Raw genomic sequence first — 21,749 nt, forward strand, 5'->3', positions numbered from 1 at the left:
AACGGGTATGGTGTCGACCGGCCAGCGTTGAATCGGGGCGGGTTAGCGACTCTGGTAGCGCGTAGCGCGCCGATAGGCCAACTCCATCATGCCCATCACGGCGTAGACGATGACGATGTACATCAAGGCGCTGAGCGTGAAAATTTCCAGCGGCTTGTAGGTAGAACCGATCAAGCGCTGGGCCTGATAGGTGAGCTCAACCACAGAGATAATTGATACCAGCGATGAATTCTTGACCAGCACAATAGCGAGAACGCCCACCGAACGAATCATCAGCCCGGCTGCCTGGGGCAGTACAACAAACAGCAGGGTGCGTGCCTTGCCAAAACCGAGGGAACGCGCTGCTTCATTCTGACCGCTGTCGACGGACTCGATAGCTCCGCGAATCGCCTCGCTCATGTAGGCACCGATGTTGAAGGCCCCGACAACAACCCCGCAGGTAAAAGGGTCAAGCCGTAACCCAATGCTGGGGCCACCGTAAAACACCAGCAGGAGTTGAACGAAATAGGGCGTGCCGCGAACCACACTAATATAGCTGCGCGCCAGCCAGCGCAGCGGCCGTATACGAGCAGAGCGCAGAAACACCAGCCCGCAGGCGATGAAGAACCCGAAGAAGATGGCACGGGCCGAGATGTCGATTGTGACCCCGGCTGCTTTTATCAGCAGCGGCGTGATCTCGACCATCAGGTTGAAGTCCATGAAGTTACCTTGTTGTCGTTTTGTGTTGAGGTAATCAGGTAATGATGATGGGTACTCAGGTATCAACGCAGTAGAAACCACTGATCTGTCGATCAGACAGCCGGGCAACTCAGAACTGTAAACTGCCCGGCCACAGGGTTACTCGATGCTGGCGCCTTCGCCGATCCACTTATCAACAATCGCCTGATAAGTGCCGTCTTCCTTGATATCGGCCAGTGCCACGTTAAGTGCTTCAAGCAGTTCGGGGTTGTCCTGCTGAATAGCAATGGCGGCAGGCCAGCGCGGCAGCTCGCCTACATCTACCATTTTGATGTCCCGCTCATTTTCCTGCATGGCGACGAGGACCGGTACATCGTCTGCAATCATCACGTCAATGCGGCCTGAGTTAAGCGCACTCATGATGTCAGGCAGGCCCTGGAACGTCTGGTTACGCCATTTGCCGTCACCATTCTCCACTGCCCACTGGTTACCGGTTTCACCCAGCGTTGAACCAACTTGTTTACCCGCAAAGTCGTCAATGCTGTTGATGTCGTTGGTCTCTTCCTGCACCCAGATGGAAAGGCCTGAGCTGTAGTAGGGGTCGCTAAAGTCGAGCACTTCCTGGCGCTCTTCGGTGATACTCATGCTGCAGATACAGGCATCAAATCGCCCACCCACCATGGCAGCAATAATGCCATTCCAGGGAGACGACTGGACGTTGACTTCGACGCCCATTTTGTCGGCCAGTGCTTGTGCAATATCAACATCAAAACCCACCAGATTGCCTTGGGTATCGACAAAGCTGAAAGGCGGGTAGGCGCCTGAGTTAACTACTTGGAGAACATCGCCCCGAATCTCTTCTAGGTCTCGGGCGTGGCTGGGCATGGCCAGCACGGCAGTTGCTCCCATAACGGCGACAGCAGTGGTGAACGTCTTGGAAAAACGTTGAGTGAAGGTTGTCATTATCCGTTTCCTTTTTAGTATTGTTTTGCCTGTCAGCCTGCGATTGTGCTGTTACATCGCTCGGTTGGCTTAGCAGTAGTTGTGCGGATCATTTAGGCTACATGGGTGCCTATGCTTCATTGTTAATACTGTGGTTTCTCGCAATGCTGTGTTGCATGTTCTATTGCATCTTATAGGTGCATGTCTCCTTGGTAGGGTGGGTTAAAGGCATTGGTTGCATTGGATAAATCGCTCGGTATCTCAATTTATCCCGTATGAATCCCCAAAGCGCGTAGTTCACTATCAAACAAATTGTCTTAGTCAAACCAGCATAGACCAACGTAAAGCAATATATATGCCAAAGCCCTAATGCATGCTTTTTTAACGCCCTGGAGACAGCTGGCTTAAGCTATTGGATTTATAACCTGGGCTAGCGAACCACCGTGACAGTACACGTTGCCTGGCGCACAACATTTAAGGCGGTGGAACCCATAAAGTGGTCAGGAAAGCCGGGACGGTTCGATGAAATAATGATGCAGTCGACGCCATTGCGCTTGGCAAACTTGACCACTTGATGGGCGGCATTGCCTTCCACCACATGAATCTCGTAGTGCTCGTCGCCAATTTTCTTTTGAATACCGTCTTTAATGCGTTGCGCGGTGGTTTCGCGGTAATCACTGGGCAGTGATGGTGCAATATAAGGCGGAATACGCTCCATGACAGAAATGATCTGTATGGTGCTATCTTCGTCGGCCAACTTACGTGCTACGTCGATTTTCTGCACAACATTCGAGTTATTGTCTGCCGCCGTGGTAATCAGAATATTTTTATACATGACATGTATCCTCAGGCTGATAGGCGGTGGCATGAGGCGATAGCTTGGTCGCCTCTTGCCACGTGCCTGTTCTCGATCTACTTCGCTAGATCGGCTGACGGTTGGTGTTCAACGTTTGACTGGCTATAGGTGTTAACGTCGTTACGCTCGCCTTCCCGCCAGATGAAGATGTTGAACAGGCCATAGAGAATAGCGATGATCGGCGTGATGATGGCTAAAAACGTCCAGCCCATATAATCCCACGCGGAAACATCCAGCACCCCCATGTAGTAAGCGCCACCCAGCCCCCAGGGCACCAGAGGTGACGTGACGGTTGCCGAGTCTTCACAGGTGCGAGAGCATACCGAGGGCAGAATTTTCAGCTTACGGTAGGCGGGTACAAACATGCGCCCCGGAATGATGATGGCAATATACTGGCTGGCCGAGAACAGGTTAGTGGCCAGCGACGAGAAAACGTGTGTGACGATCAACCCGCGTGAATTGCTGACCAGTTTGCCCAACTTTTCCAGGATAACTTCTAGCATACGGGTTTTTTCCAGCAAACCGCCCAGGCTCAGGCCGATAAAGCCCAGTGAGATGGTCCACATCATGCTTTGCAGACCCCCGCGGCTGAGCAGGTCATCAACCGCTTCTACGCCGGTCTCCGAAACATAGCCGTAGTTCATGTAGTTCATCATGTTGCCTAGCGCAACGCCCTGAGTAGCCACGGCAAGGCCCGCACCCAGCAGGCTGCCAATCACCATCACCGCCAGCGCATTAACACGCCGGTAGGCAAGTACCACAACTACCAGTGGAGGGATAAAGGGCAGCAGACCGACCGAAAAGTTCTCGCGAATGCCGGCCAAAAGCTCAGCGGTGCGCGAAATATCAGCCCCTTCGCCGTCAAAGCGCATACCAATAAAAAAGAACAGAATAATGGTAATGATTAGTGCAGGGCCGGTGGTGTAGAACATCGAACGGATGTGGTCGAACAGGTTGGCCTCGGCAACCCCAGCGGCGAGGTTGGTGGAGTCTGATACTGGTGAAATCTTGTCACCAAAGATTGCTCCGGAAATCACTGCCCCGGCAGTCATCGCCGGAGAAATACCCAGCCCACTGCCAATGCCGATAAAAGCCACGCCAAAGGTGGCGGCGGTTGTCCATGAACTGCCGGTGACCAGTGAGGCAACAGCGCAGACAATCACCGCGGTGAACAGGAAATACGAAGGGTTGATCAGCTGCAAGCCGTAATAGACCAGCGATGGAATCGTTCCTGAGGCGATCCAACTGGCCACCAGTATCCCGACCATCATCAAGATCAGCATCGGCAGCATGGCGATTTCACAGCCATACAGGATGCCTTTCTGGATATCCTGCCAGCTGAAGCCGGAATACAGTGCCACCAGGGCGCAGACCACGATGGCGAAAATCAGTGAAATATGCGTCACCCAGTCTTCACCGAGGATAAAAATCTGTGCAAACATCATGAAGCACAGAAATCCGATAACGGTGATAGCGCCCAGAAATGAAGGACGCTTATGGGTGTCTTGCGTGGTTGTTGACATTGTTATTCTCCCTGCTTAGGGGTCAAGCGTTGTTATCGTAACGTTGTTCTCGTAAATCCAGTGGCAGTCAGCAGCGTTCCAGAATGATGGCGATGCCCTGACCGCCACCGATGCAGGCCGCCGCACAGCCGTAACGCTGTTGGCGATGCTGCAGCAGGCGGCCAAGGGTGCCAGCGAGGCGAATACCGGTTGCGCCTAACGGATGCCCGAGTGACATGGCACCGCCCCAGATATTGACGTTTTCGGGGTCAAGCGAAAGCTCACCCATGGCATGCAGTGGCACAGCCGCAAAGGCCTCGTTGATTTCCCATACGCTGATATCGTCAGGCGTTAGCTGCGCCTGCTTCAGGGCGCGTTGGATAGCGGCGGCGGCTCCGGCCCCCATTTCTTCCGGCTTGACGCCGCAGTCGGCAATTGCCACAACCCGCGCCAAGGGGCTAATGCCGTGCTGGTGCAGGGCAGGTTCTGACATCAAAAGCATGGCGGCGGCGCCAGAGGTCAGCGGTGAGCTGTTGCCTGCGGTGACCATGCCGCCTTGCATGAAGACCGGGTCCAGCCCCGCTAAACGCTCGGCGCTGGTATCGGCGCGAATGTTACTATCCACACTGATTGGCTCACCGGCTGCGTTGTTCAGGGTCAAACGTTCGCCAGCGAAGTGGCCGGCTGCATCGGCGCTCGCCGCCCGCTGGTGGGAACTGAGGGCAAGGGCGTCCATGGCAGCACGGGAAATACCCGCTGACGTGGCGAGTCGCTCAGCGGTCAGGCCCATATTGAGCACCACGTCCAGCGCGAGCCAGTCAGCCTGTTGCAGCGCGTCAGGGCTGGTCAACACACCTTCCTTGAACAAGGCTGGGCCCATGGGCACACGGGTCATGTTTTCCACGCCACCGGCCATACCCACTTCAACGGCACCGGCCTGAATCTCCCGCGCGGTGTTGCGCAGGGCAGCAAGGCCGGAGCCACACTGCTGATCAATCTGCCGGGTGGCGCACACCTGGCCTTTGGGGCCCAGGCGTTCGGCCAGCCACAGCGGGTAGCGGCCACCAAAGCTCCATTGTTCTTTTACTGGTAGGGCGCAGCCAATACTCAGGTCTTCCACCGCTGCGCCATCAACATCGCTGCGCGCCAGTAAGCCATCCAGAACGCTGGCCAGCAGGGCATCGCTGCGGGTGTCGGCCCAGGCATCCACCTCGGGCTTGCGGGGGTGGGCGCGGCTGAAGGCACTGCGTGCATAGTCAGCCAGGTAGACGTTTCTCATTAGTTGCTCTCCTGCTGTTCAGCCATCTTTGCCCAGCGATGGATAAACAAGGCATAGGTGGTCAGTACATGGCGGATTGAGTCGATCTCCACACACTCATCCACACCGTGAATGCGCTGGGCAACGGGGCCGTAGCAGGTGCCGTTGATATTGCCGGATACGTGAAAGGCGCGCAGGTCGGTGGTGCAGGTGGATATATAATGGCCGGGAGGCGCGCCAATCAGCGCTTCGTGACATTCCGAGAGTAGCCGAATGCCCGGGGTGTCGAGATCAACCACATGCCCTTCAGAGCGAAAACCGTGAAAGCTCACCTGGGGCGCCGGGGTGGCGTCATCAAGCTCGGCGTGGCAGGCCTGCAGGGTATCGCGAACCCGCTGCATAGCCTCTTCCGGCGACATGCCGGGCGGGAAGCCAACGCGGCCTTCCAGAATGGCGTGGGCCGGTACGCTGGAGGCCCAGTTGCCTGCATCTACCCGGCCAATGCTCAGATTGAAGGGGTGAGGGTGGTCGGCATAAAGCTCAGGCCGCGCCAGGCTGTTCATTTCCGCTTCCAGAACCTTCAGCGCGGGCAGGTAGTCCTGCAGGGCTTCAATGGCATTGCGCCCGGCGGAAGGGTCAAGCACGTGAGCGGGTACGCCATCCAGGCGCATCCGGAACCACAGCACACCTACCTGGCCAGCATAGATCTGGGCGCCGAACGGCTCTGGTATCAGCACGAAATCACCGCTGTAGCCTTGGTGCAGGCAAGCCAGAGCGCCGTTGCCGGTACACTCTTCTTCAATCACGGTTTGCAGGGTGAACGGGAAATTGATCTCGACGCCTGCCTGGCGCACCGCTTCAACCGCCATCACCATGGCGGCAATGCCGGCTTTCATGTCGCCTGCGCCACGACCATACAGCCAGCCATCTTTTTGCCAGGGCTCCCAGGGCGAGCGGGTCCACATATCGGTGGGTTCGGCGGGCACCACATCGAGATGGCCGTTAAACACCAGGTGCGGGCCTGGCGCACTGGGGTTGAGGTCTGAAATCACATTGTAGCGCCCGGTGCTGGGCCACTCGGCAGGTGCGCGATGAGGATGCTCCGCAAAGCCCGCGGCATCCAGCGGCACACGGGTGACCGGCAGGCCCAGGCGCTCAAGGTGGCGTTCCATGGTATCCAGCGCGCCCTGTTCCTGGCCGATCACACTGTAGCCGCGCACCAGATCACTGGTCAGCGCTACAGTGTCGTCCATCAGCGCATTGCAGCAGGCAATAATGCGTTGTTCGGTAGCATCAAGCATCAGAATCTCCCTAAACGTGATTCATCAATCAGCAGAGTGGCGTCGGTGGCTTCGCGCAGCGCTGCAACGCTCAGCCCTTCAGCAATTTCCACCACCTCAAGCCCTTGTGGGGTCACGTCCATCACGGCTTTTTCGGTGATAATGCGCGACACACAGCGGCTGGCCGTCAGGGGTAGTTGGCAGCGGGTCAGAATCTTGGGGTTGCCATGCTTGTCGTTATGCGAACACAGCACCACCAGCCGGGCGACTTTCTGGGCCAGCTCCATGGCGCCGCCAATCCCTGGTGAGAACTTGCCGGGAATTTTCCAATTGGCCAGGTTGCCTTCCTGATCGACTTCGAAGGCGCCCATAAAGGTAACGTCCACGCGGCTGCGGCGGATCATCGCAAAGGAGGTGGCGCTATCGAAAACGCTGGCCCCCGGGCGAGTAGTGATATACGCGCCGCCGGAGTCAATCATGTCGATATCCGGTGCTTCGCCCTCGTGGCGCGGGCGACAGCCGAGCACGCCGTTTTCAGAGTGCACCAGCACATTGATATCGTCAGGTAGAAAGTGGAACAGGCGAGTGGGCAGCCCAATGCCCAGGTTGACGATCTGGCCATCGATGACTTCACGGGCAGCACGGGTCAACATGCGTTGCTGGTCAGAGGGCATGGGGGCGAACTCCTTGCTGGCTGGACGCGCGGTCGACCTGCACGACTTGGCTAATAAAGGCACAGGGCGTATGAATGGTGTCGATAGGCAGGTCGCCGGGTTCGTCGATGCGGTAGGTTTGGGCAATTACCCGATCAGCCGCCATGGCCATCAGGGGGTTGAAGTTGCTGGCGGTGGCGCGATAGATGAGGTTACCGTAGCGGTCGGCCCGCTCGGCATGTACCAGGGCGAAATCTGCCTGAAGCGCCGGTTCGATGGCCCAGGTTGCGCCTTCGATAGTGATCTCATGGCGCCCTTCGGCAATTTCCGTTCCCATCCCGATATCGGTGAGAAAGCCGCCGTGGCCAACGCCTGCACAGCGGATTTTTTCCGCCAATAGCCCCTGGGGGTGAAAGGTGACTTCCATCTGGCCACTATTCATCGCTTCGATGGCCGTCCGGTTCAAGCCGAGATGCGAGGTGATCAGGCGCTTGACCCGGCCCGCTTCAATAAGCTTGCCAATCCCGATGCCGGGCTCGTTAGCATCGTTTTTGATCAGCGTCAGGTTGCCTTGGCCGGATGCCAGCAGGGCATCAAGCAGCGCAAAGGGCGTGCCCGGCGAGCCAAAGCCACCGACCATGATGGTGGCGCCATCAGGAATCTGGGCAATGGCCGCGTCAATTTCACAGACCTTGTGGTTAAGCAGCGTCATAGTGTTCAGCTCTCCCTGGTGGGTTGTGCGTTCAGGTCAGGCGACGGCGTAAGCGCTTGGTCAAAACGCGCCATGGCCCGTGCCAGACGTTCCAGCAGGGTGTCCACTTCCTCGGCTTGAATGGTCAGCGGCGGGCAGACCAGGAAATGGTCACCGGCCAGGCCATCCAGGCTGCGGCGCGGGTAGATCAGCAGGCCTTCCTGCTTGGCCAAGGCGGTGATCTGGGCGAAGCGGTTCTGCTCAGCGGGGAAGGGCTTGCGTGATGCGCCATCGGCGACCAGTTCGACGCCCCATAACAGGCCAGCGCCGCGTACATGGCCGACCCAGTCGTAACGCTCTGCGAGCTGGCGCAGCCCGGCTTCCAACTGCGTGCCGCGCGCCTGGGTGTTTTCCAGTAAATTTTCGCGCTTGATGGCATCGATGACAGCCAGGCCAGTGGCACAAGACAGCGGGTTGCCCGCATAGGTATGGCCATGTTGGAAGCCACCGCTGGCCATCACCGTTTCGACGATGTCAGTGCGGGCCAGCATGGCACCAATTGGGTAGTAGCCCGCGCCCAGGCCTTTGGCGGTGACCAGAATATCCGGCACCACATCGTAATGTTGGCAGGCAAACCAGGCGCCGGTACGGCCCACCCCGGTGAGCACTTCATCGGCAATCAGCAGGCAACCAAACTCATCGCACAGGGCGCGAATGCCTTGCAGGTAGCGCTTGCCCAACAGCCGCGCGCCGGTGCTGGCACCGCCAATCGGTTCGAGGATAAAGCCAATCAGTGACTCCGGCCCGGCGGCTTGCATGGCGGCGCGTGCTTCTGCCAGCAGGCGATCCACGTGGGTGTCGTCATCGCTATCCTGATGGCGGAAGAAATCCGGCCCTGGCACCTTGATGGAGGCATGGGTCATGCTGGTAAAAGGGGCTTCCAGCGGTTGATAGCCGGTCATGCCCAGCGCTCCCATGGTGCTGCCATGATAGGAGGGGCGCAGCGAGACAAAGCGCTGACGCTGGGGCTGGCCGAGTGCGAAGAAGTATTGGCGCGCTAGCTTGAGGGCAGACTCCACCGCCTCGGAGCCACTGGAAACAAAGAACACCTTGCCCAGCTCGCCGTTAAACAGCTCAACCAGCTGTTGGCCTAGGGCTTCGGCGGGCGCGCTTTCAAACTGGGTGCGGTAAGTGAAGGCGACCTTGTCCATTTGGGCGAGCATAGCGTCACGAATATCCTGACGGCCATGACCAAGGTTGCAGGAAATGGCCCCGGAACAGCCATCCAGATAATCCTTGCCCTGGGTGTCCCAGAGCATGACGCCATCAGCGTGGCTGACTTCCGGCAGGGCAGGGCCTGCCTGGTAGAACAGCGGAGAGTCGGTCATCACGTTTTCCGTTTTTATAGTCGGTTGAAAAATCTCCCTTGCAGTCTAGGTAGGCTTGTTACTATATTTCAATATATGATCGTTTTTCGAATATCAATGAGTAAAAGTCATGCCTGAAGTTACCATTAACTCGTTGAAAGCATTAGCAACGTTCAAAACACTATTTGAGGTGGGCAGCGCTTCAGGAACGGCACGCCTTCTTGGCATGACGCAGTCTGGCGTCAGTCGCTCGCTAGCACAGCTGGAAGAGAACCTGGGAATACAGCTTTTTTTACGTGAAAAAAACCGCTTATTAGCAACGCCTGAAGCACGAGAGCTGTACGATGAAATTCTCAGGCTGATGGGCAATATTGAAGAGCTTCGTCATAGCGTGCTGGCGCTAAAGGAGTTTGGTACATCACGCTTGAGAATCGCCGCGATTCCTGGACTATGTTTTGGGTTTGTACCTCAGGTAGTGGCAGCGTTGCTGGCTGAAAACAGTCGGATAAGTATTAGTCTGGATATGATGTCGAGCCATGATGTACAAACGGCGGTGGAATCAAGCCATGCAGATATTGGCTTTATCACGCTACCGGCGACTTCCCCCCAGCTCTTGACCGAAGCGCTGCTGACCACAGAAGCTGTGGCACTGGTGCCTGAAAAGCTTGCGCTAGCTAAGCAGAACGTCGTTGAAGTCAGCGACTTGCGTGGTCAACATTTAGTAATCAGCAATCAGCCAAGTGTGAGCACAAACCCGCTGTTGGAACTGGTAGCTGAACACGGCGTTAAGATTGCCGGTAAAACGGAAGCTAACATCGGTACGATTAGCGCGTTGGTAGCCAACGAGGTCGGGGTCACGGTGATTAACCCAATTACCGCAAAAGATCAGCTGTCTTATTATGATCGCGTCAAGGTGCTGCCTTTTATACCTGCGTTGACGTTTGGTTTTGGAATTGTTTATCGCCCTGAGTGGCATGCGTCCAAAGTGCTGGCGTCGCTTAAGCGAAAATCGAAAGAGACGCTAATGAACTACTAACGTTTAAAAATCATTTTAATCGTTTAACAGGTATAATGTTTGACTGAGAGTTCAATGCGTTGAGTCTGCCAGCAAGAAGATGACAGTGACTTCAAAATCGGGCAATCTAACGCTTTTGCTTTTTAGTAAATGCTAATGGGCATAGCTCATTAAACTTTAATCACCGTTCAGCATGGAGTGCAGAGTGGCAGTTTATGGCGGTATTCAGGCGCACGAATTGGAGCGTTGGTTGAATGCACTAACCAATGCGGCCTACGATCGACGCTGTCCACTTTCCAAAGTGCACGGCGGTAATGCTCGTGCCCGCACTGCCCGCCAAGATTTACTGCATCTCGCCCATGGTTTTCGTAGCGGTGAACGCATTCGTGACGACGTGGCCGATGGCCTAAGCCGCTGGTGTCAGCACTATCTGACAGAAGCGGAATGGTATGTATTGGTAGGCGGTCGCCAGCCTGCCGAAGTCCACGCAGGCGCGTCAACCCCTACTGTCGAGGCACCAGCCATTGACGAGCCGGTAGACAATGACGATGTATTACACGTGCTCTATCAGCATCGGGTGGGTTAACCTGCTCTAGCAAGCACTGTTATAATGGATAGATGAACAGTGCCCCTGTCGCACCAGCGACCGCCTCCCTAGATGACCCTTTCTATTACCTGACGAATTTCCGTTATGTAGTGTCATGGGTAAACGCCCGCCACCATGATCTGTTAAGTGCCACCGAGCGCGATGCTATCGGTCATTTTGAGACGCTACCTCAAGCCTCTCAGGCGCTATTGGTGCGCATGGTGATGCGCAAAGGTGAGCTGTTTCGGCTGGATAAGCTCTCTTATGCGGAAATCGGTGACACCGAGCAGGCGCTAGTACCGCTGGTTGCGCTGGGCTGGGTAGACCGCGCACCGCAGTTAACCAGCCGTGAGCTATTTCGCCTGCTGCGGCTGAGCGAATTGCGCCAAGCATTGGCAGATGAAATTGCTAACGCAGGTCTAGCGCGCAACAGCACGAAAGCTGCGCTTCAAGCAGCAGTTGAAGAAAAACCACTGCAAGCGCCAGCGCCTCTTCAACAGTGGTGGCCAGCAGCCACAACGCAGGTTGTGCGGCTAACGGTGATGGCGTTTTGCAACCGCTTACGGCTGATGTTTTTTGGCAACTTGCGCCAGGACTGGGCAGAGTTCGTGTTAACGGAGCTGGGCCTGCAGCGCTTTGAGCAGGTACCGCTTACTGCGGAATCCCGCGCGTTTCAAAGCCGTGAAGAAGTCACTACTTATTTAACGCTTCACCGCCTGCGCGAACGCTTGGATGACGGCGAGTTGCCCCAGACGCTTTCCACGCAGGTGCTACCAGCTTCCAGCAACCGCTGGCTAACCTCGCGACGGGCACGGCTGCTGCTGACTATGGGTCGCACAGCCGAACGCGGCGGCGACAGCGAACTCGCCTTAACGCTTTATGCCGATGCCAATAACAGCGATGCGCGTATTCGCAGGCTGCGCGTGTTAGAGCGGTTAGGCCGTTATTCAGACGCTTATAAGCTTACAATTAGCGCGCTTGACGCACAGCCACATGAAGGCGAGATCCAAGCCCTTATGCGCTTGTTACCGCGCTTGGCTCGCAAGTTAGGCCAAAAAGTTGAGCGTTCTGATAGGGCTGAGCACCAGGCTGCCCAGGCGCTTATCTATGTGCTTCATCTGCCCGGCCCTCAGCCGGTAGAGCGCGCTGTTGCTGAAGCGTTAGCAACGCCTACTGCACCGGTATATTACGTTGAAAATAGTTTGTTAACGGGTCTATTTGGCTTGCTGTTTTGGCCGGTTATTTTTAAACCGCTCCCTGGGGCGTTTTTTCACCCGTTTCACAGTGGGCCAGCGGATTTGTATCGCGAGGATTTTGTCCCTCAGCGTCAAGCTGATATTAACGCCTGCCTGGCCCAGTTGGATGACGGTCGGTATAAGGAGACGATCCTTCGCACGTGGCGCGCTAAACAAGGCATCGCATCGCCATTCGTTCACTGGGGAATCGTCAGTGAAGAGCTTTTAGCGCTCGCGCTTAAATGTTTGCCGCCTGCCCACTTGCGTGCCTGTTTTATGCGGCTATTAGATGACCTTAAGCATAACCGTGCGGGACTGCCTGACCTGATTCAGTTGATGCCGGATGCGCCGCCTAGAGAGCCGCGCTACAAAATGATAGAAGTGAAAGGGCCGGGAGACCGCCTGCAAGATAACCAACGCCGTTGGATTGATTTCTTTTGCCGCCACAGCATGCCCGTTGAGGTATGCCATGTGCGTTGGCAGCCAGCACCCGAGCCAGAAGAAATTAAACAAGAAAAATCTAAACAAAAAAAATCTAAACAAGAAGACGCCGAATGAGCCGTTATCGGATAGCGGTGCGTACGCTGTGCGATTTCACCGCGCGGGAGGGCGACCTTGATCATCGATTCACGCCAGCACCCAGCGCCCAAGAAGGCATCGAAGGGCATAGGCTAGTGGCTAGCCGCCGGGGCGAAGATTACCTGGCTGAACTGCCGCTTTCTGGTGAGTATCAGGGGCTTCGCGTGGCGGGCCGCGCTGACGGCTTTGATCCCAACGCGAACCGTTTGGAAGAGGTCAAAACCTATCGTGGCAATTTAGACCGTATGGCCGCCAACCAGCGCGCGTTGCACTGGGCACAGGTGAAGGTATACGGCGCGCTGCTGTGCGCTGAGCAACGCCTTGAACGGGTCACGCTGGCGTTAGTTTATCTGGAGATTACCAGCGGTCAGGAAACGCTGCTTACCCAAGAGGCTAGCTCAACTGAGTTGCAGGCGTTTTTTACCGATCAATGCCAGCGCTTTTTGGTTTGGGCGGAGCAGGAGTATACCCATCGCCTGCGCCGCGATGAGTGGCTGGCGACGCTGACGTTTCCCTATCCTGATTTTCGCCCTGGGCAGCGTCCGCTAGCGGAAGATGTCTATAAAGCAGCCAGTACTGGTCGGTGCCTATTGGCTCAAGCGCCAACCGGTATTGGCAAAACTCTTGGCACGCTATTTCCGATGCTCTCAGCAATGCCTCGTCAGCAGTTGGATAAGGTGGCCTTTCTAACCATGAAAACCCCAGGCCGCCGCTTAGCGCTGGATGCGCTGGCGCGTCTCTCTGCCCCCAGTTCATCACCGCCTACTTCATTACCCTCTACTTCAACACCCCCTATTTCATCTTCCCTCTCACCGTCTGCACTCGCATCGCCGCTACGTGTGTTGGAGCTGGTAGCGAGACAAAAAGCCTGCGAATACCCTGGCGCCGCTTGCCAAGGCGATGCTTGTCCGTTAGCGGCGGGTTTTTATGACCGCTTGCCTGCCGCTCGCCAAGCCGCGGTGGCACGTTGCTGGCTAGATCGTGACGGACTGCGTGAGGTGGCGCTTGCCCACAGTGTGTGCCCATATTATCTAGGCCAAGAGCTAGCTCGTTGGGCCGACGTAGTAGTTGGCGATGTGAATCACTGGTTTGATAGCCATGCGCTGCTGCATGGCTTGGCCCAAGCTAACGACTGGCGAGTTGGTTTGTTAGTAGATGAAGCACACAACATGGTTGAAAGAGCACGGGGGATGTACAGTGCCGAGCTTTCCCAGCAACGCTTGAGCCGCTTGCGTCGACGTTCACCTCCTGCACTGGCTAAACCGTTAGCAAGGGTCGGCAGGCAGTGGCAGGCGCTCACGAAGGAAGTGACCACCGATGCAGCCGCGTCACAGCGCTACCATCTCCTTGATACGTTGCCCAGCAAGCTGGTGGGCTCGCTTCAAACATTGGCTGGCGCGATCACTGATTATTTGGTTGAGCACCCTGACGCCGCAAGTGTTGAGCTTCAAGAGCTACTGTTTGAAGCGTTAGGCTTCTGCCGGTTGGCGGAGCGGTTCGATGATCACTCACTGTGCGACCTTGCTATTTATGGCCGTGGCGATGCGGTGCTTGGGCTGCGCAATGTTATTCCGGCGGATTTTCTCGCGGCGCGCTTTAAGGCTGCCCACAGCGCTGTGCTGTTTTCAGCCACGCTTAGCCCGTTTCATTACTACCGCGATTTACTAGGGTTGCCACAAAGCAGCGTGTGGCGTGAAGTAGCTTCACCTTTTTCCGCCTGCCAGTTGGAAGTGCGTATTCGAGCCGATATTTCCACTCGCTATCATCACCGAGAGGCCTCTGTAGCGCCTATTGTCGAAGCTTTGTCCGATCAATACCAGCGTCAACCCGGCCACTACCTGGCGTTTTTTAGTAGCTTTGCTTACCTAGAAAAGGTGATGGCGCAGTTTCAGCTCGCGTATCCCACCGTGTCGGTATTCGCTCAAACCCGTGGAATGCAGGAAGCCGAGCGTGATGCCTTTCTGGCGCGTTTTACCCCTGCAGGTAAGGGAATCGGCTTTGCTGTGCTAGGTGGGGCTTTTGCTGAAGGCATTGATCTTCCAGGCGAGCGCTTGATTGGGGCGTTTATTGCCACCTTAGGCCTACCGCCGTTTAACGACTTCAACGAAGCGCTGAAAGCGCGTCTGAATGCCCGCTTTGGCCAGGGTGATGATTACACCTACCGCATACCCGGTATGATCAAAGTGGTGCAAGCCGCCGGAAGGGTGATTCGCGGCCCTGAGGATGAAGGGACTGTGATATTAATGGATGACCGCTTCGCCCAGGCCAGGGTGCGCGCATTGCTGCCGCGCTGGTGGGGGCACGTCAAGGTATTGGGTGAAAACTCCTGACAACAAAAAAGCGCCCGGAAGCGCTTTTTTGCTGGGTTGTTTTGAAAGATGCCCCCAATTATGCCCCCTTTTCTAGGGCGCTAAACTTACTAGCCCATGCTTTGAGCCCAGGCACAGCACTGAGGAAAACGTTTCTCTATGCTTGGATGCTCTTTATCCCGCTATTGGCTCATGGCTATGGTGCGTCAGGTCGTGAAAGTGAATGCCTGTCGCTTTAATAACGGTGGTCATCGTTCGTAACGTTGGGTTGCCTTTTGGGGATAGTGCCCGGTACAAGCTTTCGCGTGACACCTTGGCACGTTCTGCAATAGCAGCCACACACACCTTGTGCTTCAACTACATGGCGTAGCGCCATGAGAAAGGCAGACTCGCCGTCTTCTTCGTCCAGTTCATCGAAGGCGGTGCGCAAATAGTCCAGCGCCATATTGGGGTCATCGCGCAGCATCTCGACAACAGCAGCATCGTGGCTTTTCATGTCTGTGCTCTCCTTCGGTGGTCATTTAAAAACGCTTTGGCTTGATCTATATCGGCTTGCTGGCGTTTCTTGGTACCACCGACTAATAACATCACTATACGGCGGCCTACCTTAGCGTAATAGACGCGGTAGCCCGGCCCGTAATCAATTCGCAGCTCCATTACGCCGTCACCCACTGTCTTGGCGTCGCCTGCATTACCTGTGGCTAGCCTGTTAAGACGTGTCAGCACCCGCATGGCAGCCATTCGGTCTTTAGCCTTCACGCCGTTCAACCAAGCCTGGAATCCTATTTATGCAGACCCGATGGAAGCGGTAGACGCTGCCCAAGCGGCTGACCCTTAACAGGAACAGTTAGACGCGCTGCTGTGCTCGCTGGCTGATGTGTTTGGTAGCGACTCGTTCAAAGCTAAGGAGGTGAAGAAGATCCACGACAACTACCACGACCCCCAGCTAAAAGACTTCGCCTTGCCGGTTGCTGAGCAAGCATTGGCGGAAACTATAAGCGAGTTCAAGACAGTAAGTCAGCTAACTACCCGTGCCGTGGGTAACGTGCTCAAGTTCCGGGCTGACCGCGTGGCCAACGGTAAGCGCTTGCGCCGCCGTAATGGTCGGGGAGGCATTGCCGCGTGGGTAATTGAAAACGTCTAACATCTACTGCCTAAAATGGTTGCTTTGGTTGGTATTTTGGAGGGGGAAACAAAAAAAGCACCCGTAGGTGCTTGATTTGTAGGGTGTCTGGTGGAGGCGGCGGGAATTGAACCCGCGTCCGCCAGCACTCGCCTATTGGCTCTACATGCTTAGATTTCGTCATTTGCTTTAACGCGACTGACTCCGACGATCAGGATTCAGCCACGCGAGCCTTCTAAAGTTTAACGATTGATGAGAAGACACCATCAACCGCGGTCCTATCAGCTTTAGCTCATATCCCATCGGTGATGAATAGGCACATCACCTTTGGGCCAGACAAGAAGCTAACAGTGTTTAAGCTGCTAGCGCGCCTTGAGCGTAGTTTTCGTCATTTGCGACTATTTTTCGTGATGTGGGATTTACGAGATACATCACGCTCTCGGCATGCACCGCAAGGGTTGTCACCGGCGTCGAAACCATGTCGCCCCCTAATTACAGGTGAGCATTCTAACGTGCTCACAGCTAATTGACCAGTTATGCCTTGTTATGTTCCCGCATTATTCGACCTTTTTGACGGCTCCAGTCGCGATCTTTTTCGGTGGCGCGCTTGTCATGCAGCTGTTTGCCGGTCACCAACGCCAGCTCACATTTCACTTTATTGCGTTTCCAATAGAGCTTAAGCGGCACGCAGGTGTGGCCTTTGTCCTGGGTCACCGAGAAAATTTTGGCGATTTCCTTGCGGTGCAAAAGCAACTTACGTGTGCGTGTCGGGTCAGCAATCTCATGGGTGCTTGCTGTGTTTAGCGGCATGATATGGCTGCCTAGTAAAAAAGCCTCGCCGTTGCGTACCAAAATATAAGTGTCGGTAAGCTGTGCTTTACCAGCACGAAGGCTTTTAACTTCCCAGCCTGCGAGTACCAAACCTGCTTCTAAGGTTTCGTTGATATGGTACTCAAACCGAGCCTTCTTGTTTTGGGCAATAACGCTGCTGCTAGGGCCCTTACTGTTACCTTTCTTAGTGGCCATGGAACCTCATCGTTGATCTGTCAGTAGCACCCCCTTCGTTATGCGGGGAGGCGTGATACCATTTAAGGTCTACAAAAATGTTTCCCATGATACGCTTTGGGCACTGTGAAGTCAGCGGAGAGGTCAATGCCAACCGTTAATCGTACCGCCTTGGTGCGGCACACCCCCCAACAAATGTTCGATCTGGTTAATGACTTCGAACGCTATCCCGAGTTCCTGCCGGGGTGCCGCCGTGCGCGCCTGCTAGAGCATGACGAGACGCACCTAATCGGTGAAATGACCCTTGGTCGTGCGGGTGTGGAACAAACTATCACGACTCGAAATGATTTATATGCCCCTGAACGGATTGAGCTGTCATTAGTAAAAGGGCCGTTCAAGCAGCTTAAAGGGCGTTGGCTGTTTATCCCGATGGGAGAGGATGCCTGTAAAGTCAGCTTGGAAATGGAATTTGTGTTTGCCAACCGTTTGCTTAGCATGGCGTTTGGCAAGTTATTCCAACAAATAGCGGGGCAGCTTGTAGATGCCTTCACTAAGCGGGCTGACGAGCGCTATGGCCGTTGATACGTTCGCGGTAGAGGTAGCCTTTGCCTTGCCGCACAAACAGCGTCTGGTGGCCTTACAGGTGCGTCGAGGAACGACTGCGCGCCAAGCGGTAGTAATGGCAGACCTACCAAGCTTGTTCCCCGATATTCCCAGCGACACCTTTGAACAAGCACCGCTAGGAATTTTTGGCAAGGCGCTGCGTCAGCCTGAAAAACAGACGCTGCGTCCAGGCGACCGGGTTGAAGTATATCGCTCGTTAGAAATAGACCCCAAAGCTGCCCGCCTGGAGCGGGCAAAGCGTCAAGCCGGAGGCAAGTGATTTAGTCTGAAGACATCACCGGCTGAGGCTCTGGGGCACTTTCTGGCGTCGGTGCTCGCTGGCTAGGCGTGTTGATGCCTGAGATTGGGTCAGCTGTTTCTGTTGCGGGGCCTACACTGGTATCCGTGCTGATCGGTAGATCACCTGAGAAATCACCCTGTTGTTCAACGTTTACTAAACGCCCCATATCATCGAACGTGAGAGTCACACGTCTCTGCTCGACGCCTGCGTACGCTTTATCAAGGCGGTAAACGTAATCCCATTCGCGGGTATCAAACGGCGCTTCCAGCAGCGGACGCCCCATCACATAAGTGACTTGTTCTTGCGTCATCCCTGGTTGTAACTGGCCGACCATCTCTTGGGTCACCAAGTTGCCTTGGGGGATGTCACGCTTGTATACGCCAACGTAACTGCAGCCACTAACAACGGTTAGGGCAACGGAAAGAGTAATGATACGAGTCAATTTTTGCATTTGAGCCTGTTCTTCACTATCGTGGTTTCGGTCGATCATACCCGACCTAACCTGTTACTGCGAAGAGCAACCATGGCCGATCAGAACCATGAACTGCGCAAAGCCGGGCTGAAAGTGACCCTGCCGCGCGTCAAGATCCTGCAGATTCTCGAAAATGCTTCGGGTCAACACCACCTTAGCGCAGAAGAAGTGTATAAAACACTGATTGATGCGGGCGAGGATGTTGGCTTGGCTACCGTGTACCGCGTGCTGACTCAGTTTGAATCAGCGGGCTTGGTGATCCGTCATAATTTTGATGGTGGCCATGCGGTGTTCGAGATGACTCAAGAAGACCACCACGACCATATGGTGTGTTTAGAGAGCGGTGAAATCATTGAGTTTGTCGATGAAATCATCGAGCGTCGTCAGCAAGAGATTGCTGAAGAGCACGGCTACGAACTTGTGGACCATGCACTGGTGCTTTATGTACGCCCCCGTGGGTCGGACGTAACGCGACAGGACAGTGGCCCTACAAATAGGAAATAGTCGTGTTAAATAAAGCGCCCTCAGGGTGCGAGTGATATTTCATTCGCGCCCTGGGGGCGTTTTTATGCTTGGTCGCTTTATTTTTACGCCTAGCGTTTAAAACCTAGCGTTTAAAAAAAGCTTAATGCGGTGGTCGCTGGCTAGCGTGTAGCATTTCTCTAGCGTGAGCGAGTGTTTGGTCCGAGAGAGTTACGCCACCCAACATGCGGGCGAGTTCACTAACCCGTCCACGCTCGTCCAGTAGGGCCATCTGGGTCAGCGTACTATCCCGCTTGGCGCGTTTTTCGATATGTAGGTGTTGATGCGCCTGTGCGGCTACCTGAGGCAGGTGTGTGACTGTCATTACTTGACCGTTTTCGCCGAGCTTGCGTAGCAGTTGCCCCACAATTTCGGCCGTTGCTCCTGAGATACCCACGTCTACTTCATCGAATACTAGACTGGGAATGGTGGAGTGCGAGGCGGCAACAACTTGTATGGCAAGGCTGATACGCGATAGCTCACCGCCCGAAGCAACTTTAGTGAGCGGTCTAGCAGGCTGGCCGGGGTTAGCGCTGATCAGGAACTGAACGTGATCGAGGCCTTCTGGCGTTGGTGTTTCACGCGGAGTGACTGCTACCTCAAAACGTGCTTTACCCATGGCCAGGAAAGCCAGCTGCTGCTGCACTTCTTTGCTTAAGCACGCAGCGGCTTTTTGACGCACTTCGCTCATCTGCTTAGCATCTTTACGGTAGCGCTCGCGGCACTCGGCGACGTGGTTACTTAGTGATTCTAAGTCGTCGTCACTGGCTTCCAACTGAGCAACTTCTTGGCTGAGCCTGGTGTGCAGTGCGCAAATCTCTTCTGGGGCCACGTGGTGCTTGCGCGCAATGCGATGAACGTCGCCCAGACGCTCTTCTACCCAAGCTAAGCGCTCTGGGTCTAGCTCGGTAGTGCTGGCAAGACGATTAAGTTCGCTGGAAGCTTCTTCTACTTGAATGCGCGCATCGCTAAGCATCGCCAAGGTGTTGGCCAGCGTGCCTTTATCACTGCCGGGTAGCGCGCTTAAATGGGCATAAGCTTGGTTTAACAGCGACAGAGCACCGCCTTCGTCGCTCGCGCAGCAGTCGGCGGCAAACTGGGTTTCACGTAGTGTCTCTTCCGCATGGGCAAGGGTATGCTGTTCTTCTTCGAGTGTTTGTAGCTCACCTTCTGCCAATCCAAGTTGATCGAGCTCTTCTACTTGGTAGCGTAACAACTGGCGTTTTGCTTCAACTTCGCTGCCTTCTTCGCTGAGTTTTTTTAATCGACGACGGGCGCTGCGCCATTCGCGGAACGTTTCAGCCAGCAGCTGGCTTTGCTCACGCAGCCCTGCATAATCATCTAGCAGAGCAAGGTGGGTTTCTTCACGCATAAGTGCCTGATGGGCATGCTGCCCGTGGATTTGGATCAGCTGCTCGCCCAGCGATTTTAGATCAGCGATGGTGGCGGGGTGGCCATTGATCCACGCTTTGGAGCGACCACTGGCCGTCACTACGCGGCGCAATAAGCACTCGTCAGCAGGCAGCTCACGAGCAGTCAACCACTCGGTGGCAGCGGGCAGGTGCTGAATATCAAAACGAGCGGAAAGGTCGGTGCGTTCACGTCCGTGGCGCACGCTGCCGGCGTCGGCACGCTCACCTAAACATAGGCCAAGGGCGCCGAGTAAAATTGATTTGCCTGCCCCGGTTTCCCCAGTGATCGCCGTCATGCCGCGGGTTAGGTCGAGTTCAAGGCGGTCGACAATAGCGTAATCTTGGATTGCTAGCTGCGTAAGCATAAGGCCTCCTGAGGCGTGCGGCACAGAAGCTGGATACTTATCCAATAATTGTTGTTTTATACAGTAGTCTATAACTCACTTCAATGCCCCTCTTGAGATGGCTTTTATGGCCCCCATATAGCGTTCATACGTGGTTAATACTCGTTACTTAACCGAGGTGGCCGTTAATGCCACCGCTGCATATTTTTCAGGAGCTAGGCATGGCAAAAGAACCGCAAACCCCATTAGAAGATGAGCTGGCCCGCCAAGAGCAAGAGGCAGAAGTCACCGAGCAAGCGGCTGAAGAGCGCCTGATTGAAGGTGAGCTGGAAGGGTTGATCGAGGAAGACGCGGCGCTAGAGGGCGACGTAGGAAACCCAGAAGCCGATATGCTAGCCGCTCAGGTGGAAGAGCTTGAGCAGAGCTTGGCGGAAGCTAAAGACCAAGCGCTACGTGCCGCTGCTGAAGCTCAAAACGTGCGTCGCCGGGCTGAGCAAGAAGCTGAAAAAGCGCGCAAATTTGCTTTAGAGAAATTTGTCAAAGAGCTATTGCCCGTTGTTGATAGTCTGGAAAAAGCCCTAGAGAGCATGGAAGACGGAGCCTCTGACGTTCATCGTGAGGGCGTTTCCATGACCCTTAAAATGCAGTTAGGCGTATTGAATAAATTTGGCGTGGAAAGCGTTGAGCCTCAGGGTGAGCCCTTTGACCCGCAGGTTCACGAAGCGATGGCGATGGTGCCGAATCCCGAGCTTGAACCCAATACCGTCATGGAAGTGATGCAGAAGGGTTATTTGCTTAACGGTCGCCTAGTTCGCCCAGCGATGGTGGTAGTCAGCCAAAAAGCCAATTAATCATTGGTTGACACAAAGCAAAAAAAAAGCCCCTTGAAATGCTGCAAGCGGCCCCCAAATAAAGGGCAACCCGCGGGAAAACCCGCAGACGCTTTAAGTTTCAAAAAGCAGATTTTTTGACATCAGCTTTCAAACATCAGTTTTGTAACAACCGAATTCGAGGTT

Annotated in this window: 23 protein-coding genes and 1 other RNA gene; 9 read left to right on the forward strand and 15 right to left on the reverse strand. The window is 55.2% G+C overall.

All coding sequences use genetic code 11. From position 1 onward, the window contains the following. Positions 1-42: 42 nt before the first annotated feature. The 9 genes from K1Y77_RS01280 to K1Y77_RS01320 form a co-directional block, all read right to left on the reverse strand. Positions 43-699, reverse strand: coding sequence for an amino acid ABC transporter permease (locus tag K1Y77_RS01280; RefSeq protein WP_264018975.1), 657 nt, complete (start codon positions 697-699; stop codon positions 43-45). Positions 700-837: 138 nt separating this feature from the next. Further along, positions 838-1,641 carry a transporter substrate-binding domain-containing protein gene (locus K1Y77_RS01285; protein WP_264018974.1) on the reverse strand — a complete coding sequence of 268 codons (804 nt, stop codon included), beginning with the start codon at positions 1,639-1,641 and terminating at the stop codon, positions 838-840. Positions 1,642-2,050: 409 nt separating this feature from the next. Then, a complete protein-coding gene (locus K1Y77_RS01290) occupies positions 2,051-2,455 on the reverse strand; it encodes a universal stress protein (RefSeq protein ID WP_030074149.1) in 405 nt (134 codons plus the stop codon). Between the two features lie 77 nt (positions 2,456-2,532). Then, on the reverse strand, positions 2,533-3,999 hold the full coding sequence (nhaC, locus tag K1Y77_RS01295; protein WP_030074148.1) for a Na+/H+ antiporter NhaC: 1,467 nt from the start codon (positions 3,997-3,999) through the stop codon (positions 2,533-2,535). Between the two features lie 67 nt (positions 4,000-4,066). After that, positions 4,067-5,257, reverse strand: coding sequence for an acetyl-CoA C-acyltransferase (locus K1Y77_RS01300; RefSeq protein WP_264429943.1), 1,191 nt, complete (start codon positions 5,255-5,257; stop codon positions 4,067-4,069). Next, positions 5,257-6,537 (reverse strand): ArgE/DapE family deacylase, encoded by a 1,281-nt coding sequence (locus K1Y77_RS01305; protein WP_264429945.1) that lies wholly within the window; start codon positions 6,535-6,537, stop codon positions 5,257-5,259. The genes K1Y77_RS01300 and K1Y77_RS01305 overlap by 1 nt, the downstream gene beginning before the upstream one ends. Further along, complete coding sequence (locus tag K1Y77_RS01310) at positions 6,537-7,190, reverse strand: 3-oxoacid CoA-transferase subunit B (protein WP_264429947.1); 654 nt, start codon at positions 7,188-7,190, stop codon at positions 6,537-6,539. The genes K1Y77_RS01305 and K1Y77_RS01310 overlap by 1 nt, the downstream gene beginning before the upstream one ends. Beyond that, positions 7,180-7,881 carry a CoA transferase subunit A gene (locus K1Y77_RS01315; protein WP_030074144.1) on the reverse strand — a complete coding sequence of 234 codons (702 nt, stop codon included), beginning with the start codon at positions 7,879-7,881 and terminating at the stop codon, positions 7,180-7,182. The genes K1Y77_RS01310 and K1Y77_RS01315 overlap by 11 nt, the downstream gene beginning before the upstream one ends. A 5-nt stretch (positions 7,882-7,886) precedes the next feature. Next, positions 7,887-9,248 carry an aminotransferase family protein gene (locus tag K1Y77_RS01320; protein WP_030074143.1) on the reverse strand — a complete coding sequence of 454 codons (1,362 nt, stop codon included), beginning with the start codon at positions 9,246-9,248 and terminating at the stop codon, positions 7,887-7,889. A gap of 109 nt (positions 9,249-9,357) precedes the next feature. On the opposite strand from K1Y77_RS01320, the gene K1Y77_RS01325 reads away from it, so the two are divergent. The 4 genes from K1Y77_RS01325 to K1Y77_RS01340 all read left to right on the forward strand — a co-directional run bounded on the left by K1Y77_RS01325 (position 9,358) and on the right by K1Y77_RS01340 (position 14,972). Then, positions 9,358-10,263, forward strand: a complete 906-nt coding sequence (locus tag K1Y77_RS01325; RefSeq protein WP_030074142.1) for a LysR family transcriptional regulator — start codon at positions 9,358-9,360, stop codon at positions 10,261-10,263. 184 nt (positions 10,264-10,447) lie between these two features. Further along, positions 10,448-10,828 (forward strand): hypothetical protein, encoded by a 381-nt coding sequence (locus tag K1Y77_RS01330; RefSeq protein WP_030074141.1) that lies wholly within the window; start codon positions 10,448-10,450, stop codon positions 10,826-10,828. A 32-nt stretch (positions 10,829-10,860) separates the two neighbouring features. After that, complete coding sequence (locus K1Y77_RS01335; protein ID WP_264429949.1) at positions 10,861-12,621, forward strand: VRR-NUC domain-containing protein; 1,761 nt, start codon at positions 10,861-10,863, stop codon at positions 12,619-12,621. Continuing rightward, positions 12,618-14,972, forward strand: coding sequence for an ATP-dependent DNA helicase (locus K1Y77_RS01340; RefSeq protein ID WP_264429951.1), 2,355 nt, complete (start codon positions 12,618-12,620; stop codon positions 14,970-14,972). Before K1Y77_RS01335 ends, K1Y77_RS01340 begins: the two co-directional genes overlap by 4 nt. A 153-nt stretch (positions 14,973-15,125) precedes the next feature. Here K1Y77_RS01340 and K1Y77_RS17380 read toward each other — a convergent pair whose 3' ends face one another. Together K1Y77_RS17380 and K1Y77_RS01350 are read right to left on the reverse strand one after the other, a co-directional pair. Then, entirely contained in the window at positions 15,126-15,296 is a 171-nt protein-coding gene (locus tag K1Y77_RS17380; RefSeq protein ID WP_406567280.1) for a helix-turn-helix domain-containing transcriptional regulator, read from the reverse strand. A 147-nt stretch (positions 15,297-15,443) separates the two neighbouring features. Beyond that, the gene (locus K1Y77_RS01350) at positions 15,444-15,692 is read right to left on the reverse strand and encodes a type II toxin-antitoxin system RelE/ParE family toxin (protein WP_264429953.1); all 249 of its coding nucleotides are present in this window, start codon (positions 15,690-15,692) and stop codon (positions 15,444-15,446) included. Between the two features lie 169 nt (positions 15,693-15,861). On the opposite strand from K1Y77_RS01350, the gene K1Y77_RS01355 reads away from it, so the two are divergent. Beyond that, a complete protein-coding gene (locus K1Y77_RS01355; RefSeq protein ID WP_264429954.1) occupies positions 15,862-16,095 on the forward strand; it encodes a hypothetical protein in 234 nt (77 codons plus the stop codon). Between the two features lie 88 nt (positions 16,096-16,183). On the opposite strand, the gene ssrA is transcribed toward K1Y77_RS01355, so the two are convergent. Both ssrA and smpB read right to left on the reverse strand, forming a co-directional pair. After that, positions 16,184-16,563: a transfer-messenger RNA gene (ssrA, locus tag K1Y77_RS01360) on the reverse strand. A gap of 45 nt (positions 16,564-16,608) precedes the next feature. After that, a complete protein-coding gene (smpB, locus tag K1Y77_RS01365; protein ID WP_009723766.1) occupies positions 16,609-17,100 on the reverse strand; it encodes an SsrA-binding protein SmpB in 492 nt (163 codons plus the stop codon). 126 nt (positions 17,101-17,226) lie between these two features. Here smpB and K1Y77_RS01370 point away from each other — a divergent pair, with 126 nt between their 5' ends. After that, positions 17,227-17,661, forward strand: a complete 435-nt coding sequence (locus K1Y77_RS01370; RefSeq protein WP_030074136.1) for a type II toxin-antitoxin system RatA family toxin — start codon at positions 17,227-17,229, stop codon at positions 17,659-17,661. After that, complete coding sequence (locus K1Y77_RS01375; RefSeq protein WP_030074135.1) at positions 17,651-17,962, forward strand: RnfH family protein; 312 nt, start codon at positions 17,651-17,653, stop codon at positions 17,960-17,962. The genes K1Y77_RS01370 and K1Y77_RS01375 overlap by 11 nt, the downstream gene beginning before the upstream one ends. A 1-nt stretch (position 17,963) precedes the next feature. Here K1Y77_RS01375 and K1Y77_RS01380 read toward each other — a convergent pair whose 3' ends face one another. After that, positions 17,964-18,434 (reverse strand): outer membrane protein assembly factor BamE, encoded by a 471-nt coding sequence (locus K1Y77_RS01380; RefSeq protein ID WP_035536878.1) that lies wholly within the window; start codon positions 18,432-18,434, stop codon positions 17,964-17,966. Between the two features lie 72 nt (positions 18,435-18,506). Here K1Y77_RS01380 and fur point away from each other — a divergent pair, with 72 nt between their 5' ends. Continuing rightward, positions 18,507-18,959, forward strand: a complete 453-nt coding sequence (gene fur / locus K1Y77_RS01385; protein WP_030074133.1) for a ferric iron uptake transcriptional regulator — start codon at positions 18,507-18,509, stop codon at positions 18,957-18,959. A 121-nt stretch (positions 18,960-19,080) separates the two neighbouring features. Here the strand turns inward: fur and recN are convergent, their stop codons facing one another. After that, positions 19,081-20,754, reverse strand: coding sequence for a DNA repair protein RecN (recN, locus tag K1Y77_RS01390; protein WP_030074132.1), 1,674 nt, complete (start codon positions 20,752-20,754; stop codon positions 19,081-19,083). 200 nt (positions 20,755-20,954) lie between these two features. Here recN and grpE point away from each other — a divergent pair, with 200 nt between their 5' ends. Beyond that, entirely contained in the window at positions 20,955-21,584 is a 630-nt protein-coding gene (gene grpE / locus K1Y77_RS01395; protein ID WP_264018956.1) for a nucleotide exchange factor GrpE, read from the forward strand. Positions 21,585-21,749: the final 165 nt, after the last annotated feature.

Origin of the sequence: Halomonas qaidamensis, assembly GCF_025917315.1 — a bacterium.
Classification (GTDB): Bacteria; Pseudomonadota; Gammaproteobacteria; order Pseudomonadales; family Halomonadaceae; genus Vreelandella; species Vreelandella qaidamensis.

What these genes read in the sequence shown, in the direction of transcription:
- fur (WP_030074133.1), top strand. Translation starts at nt 18,507, where the DNA reads ATGGCCGATCAGAACCATGAACTGCGCAAAGCCGGGCTGAAAGTGACC.
- K1Y77_RS01300 (WP_264429943.1), bottom strand. Translation starts at nt 5,257, where the DNA reads ATGAGAAACGTCTACCTGGCTGACTATGCACGCAGTGCCTTCAGCCGC.
- recN (WP_030074132.1), bottom strand. Translation starts at nt 20,754, where the DNA reads ATGCTTACGCAGCTAGCAATCCAAGATTACGCTATTGTCGACCGCCTT.
- smpB (WP_009723766.1), bottom strand. Translation starts at nt 17,100, where the DNA reads ATGGCCACTAAGAAAGGTAACAGTAAGGGCCCTAGCAGCAGCGTTATT.
- K1Y77_RS01305 (WP_264429945.1), bottom strand. Translation starts at nt 6,537, where the DNA reads ATGCTTGATGCTACCGAACAACGCATTATTGCCTGCTGCAATGCGCTG.
- K1Y77_RS01370 (WP_030074136.1), top strand. Translation starts at nt 17,227, where the DNA reads ATGCCAACCGTTAATCGTACCGCCTTGGTGCGGCACACCCCCCAACAA.
- nhaC (WP_030074148.1), bottom strand. Translation starts at nt 3,999, where the DNA reads ATGTCAACAACCACGCAAGACACCCATAAGCGTCCTTCATTTCTGGGC.
- K1Y77_RS01310 (WP_264429947.1), bottom strand. Translation starts at nt 7,190, where the DNA reads ATGCCCTCTGACCAGCAACGCATGTTGACCCGTGCTGCCCGTGAAGTC.
- K1Y77_RS01335 (WP_264429949.1), top strand. Translation starts at nt 10,861, where the DNA reads ATGAACAGTGCCCCTGTCGCACCAGCGACCGCCTCCCTAGATGACCCT.
- K1Y77_RS01285 (WP_264018974.1), bottom strand. Translation starts at nt 1,641, where the DNA reads ATGACAACCTTCACTCAACGTTTTTCCAAGACGTTCACCACTGCTGTC.
- K1Y77_RS01325 (WP_030074142.1), top strand. Translation starts at nt 9,358, where the DNA reads ATGCCTGAAGTTACCATTAACTCGTTGAAAGCATTAGCAACGTTCAAA.
- grpE (WP_264018956.1), top strand. Translation starts at nt 20,955, where the DNA reads ATGGCAAAAGAACCGCAAACCCCATTAGAAGATGAGCTGGCCCGCCAA.
- K1Y77_RS01320 (WP_030074143.1), bottom strand. Translation starts at nt 9,248, where the DNA reads ATGACCGACTCTCCGCTGTTCTACCAGGCAGGCCCTGCCCTGCCGGAA.
- K1Y77_RS01380 (WP_035536878.1), bottom strand. Translation starts at nt 18,434, where the DNA reads ATGCAAAAATTGACTCGTATCATTACTCTTTCCGTTGCCCTAACCGTT.
- K1Y77_RS01375 (WP_030074135.1), top strand. Translation starts at nt 17,651, where the DNA reads ATGGCCGTTGATACGTTCGCGGTAGAGGTAGCCTTTGCCTTGCCGCAC.
- K1Y77_RS01290 (WP_030074149.1), bottom strand. Translation starts at nt 2,455, where the DNA reads ATGTATAAAAATATTCTGATTACCACGGCGGCAGACAATAACTCGAAT.
- K1Y77_RS01280 (WP_264018975.1), bottom strand. Translation starts at nt 699, where the DNA reads ATGGACTTCAACCTGATGGTCGAGATCACGCCGCTGCTGATAAAAGCA.
- K1Y77_RS01350 (WP_264429953.1), bottom strand. Translation starts at nt 15,692, where the DNA reads ATGGCTGCCATGCGGGTGCTGACACGTCTTAACAGGCTAGCCACAGGT.
- K1Y77_RS01340 (WP_264429951.1), top strand. Translation starts at nt 12,618, where the DNA reads ATGAGCCGTTATCGGATAGCGGTGCGTACGCTGTGCGATTTCACCGCG.
- K1Y77_RS01315 (WP_030074144.1), bottom strand. Translation starts at nt 7,881, where the DNA reads ATGACGCTGCTTAACCACAAGGTCTGTGAAATTGACGCGGCCATTGCC.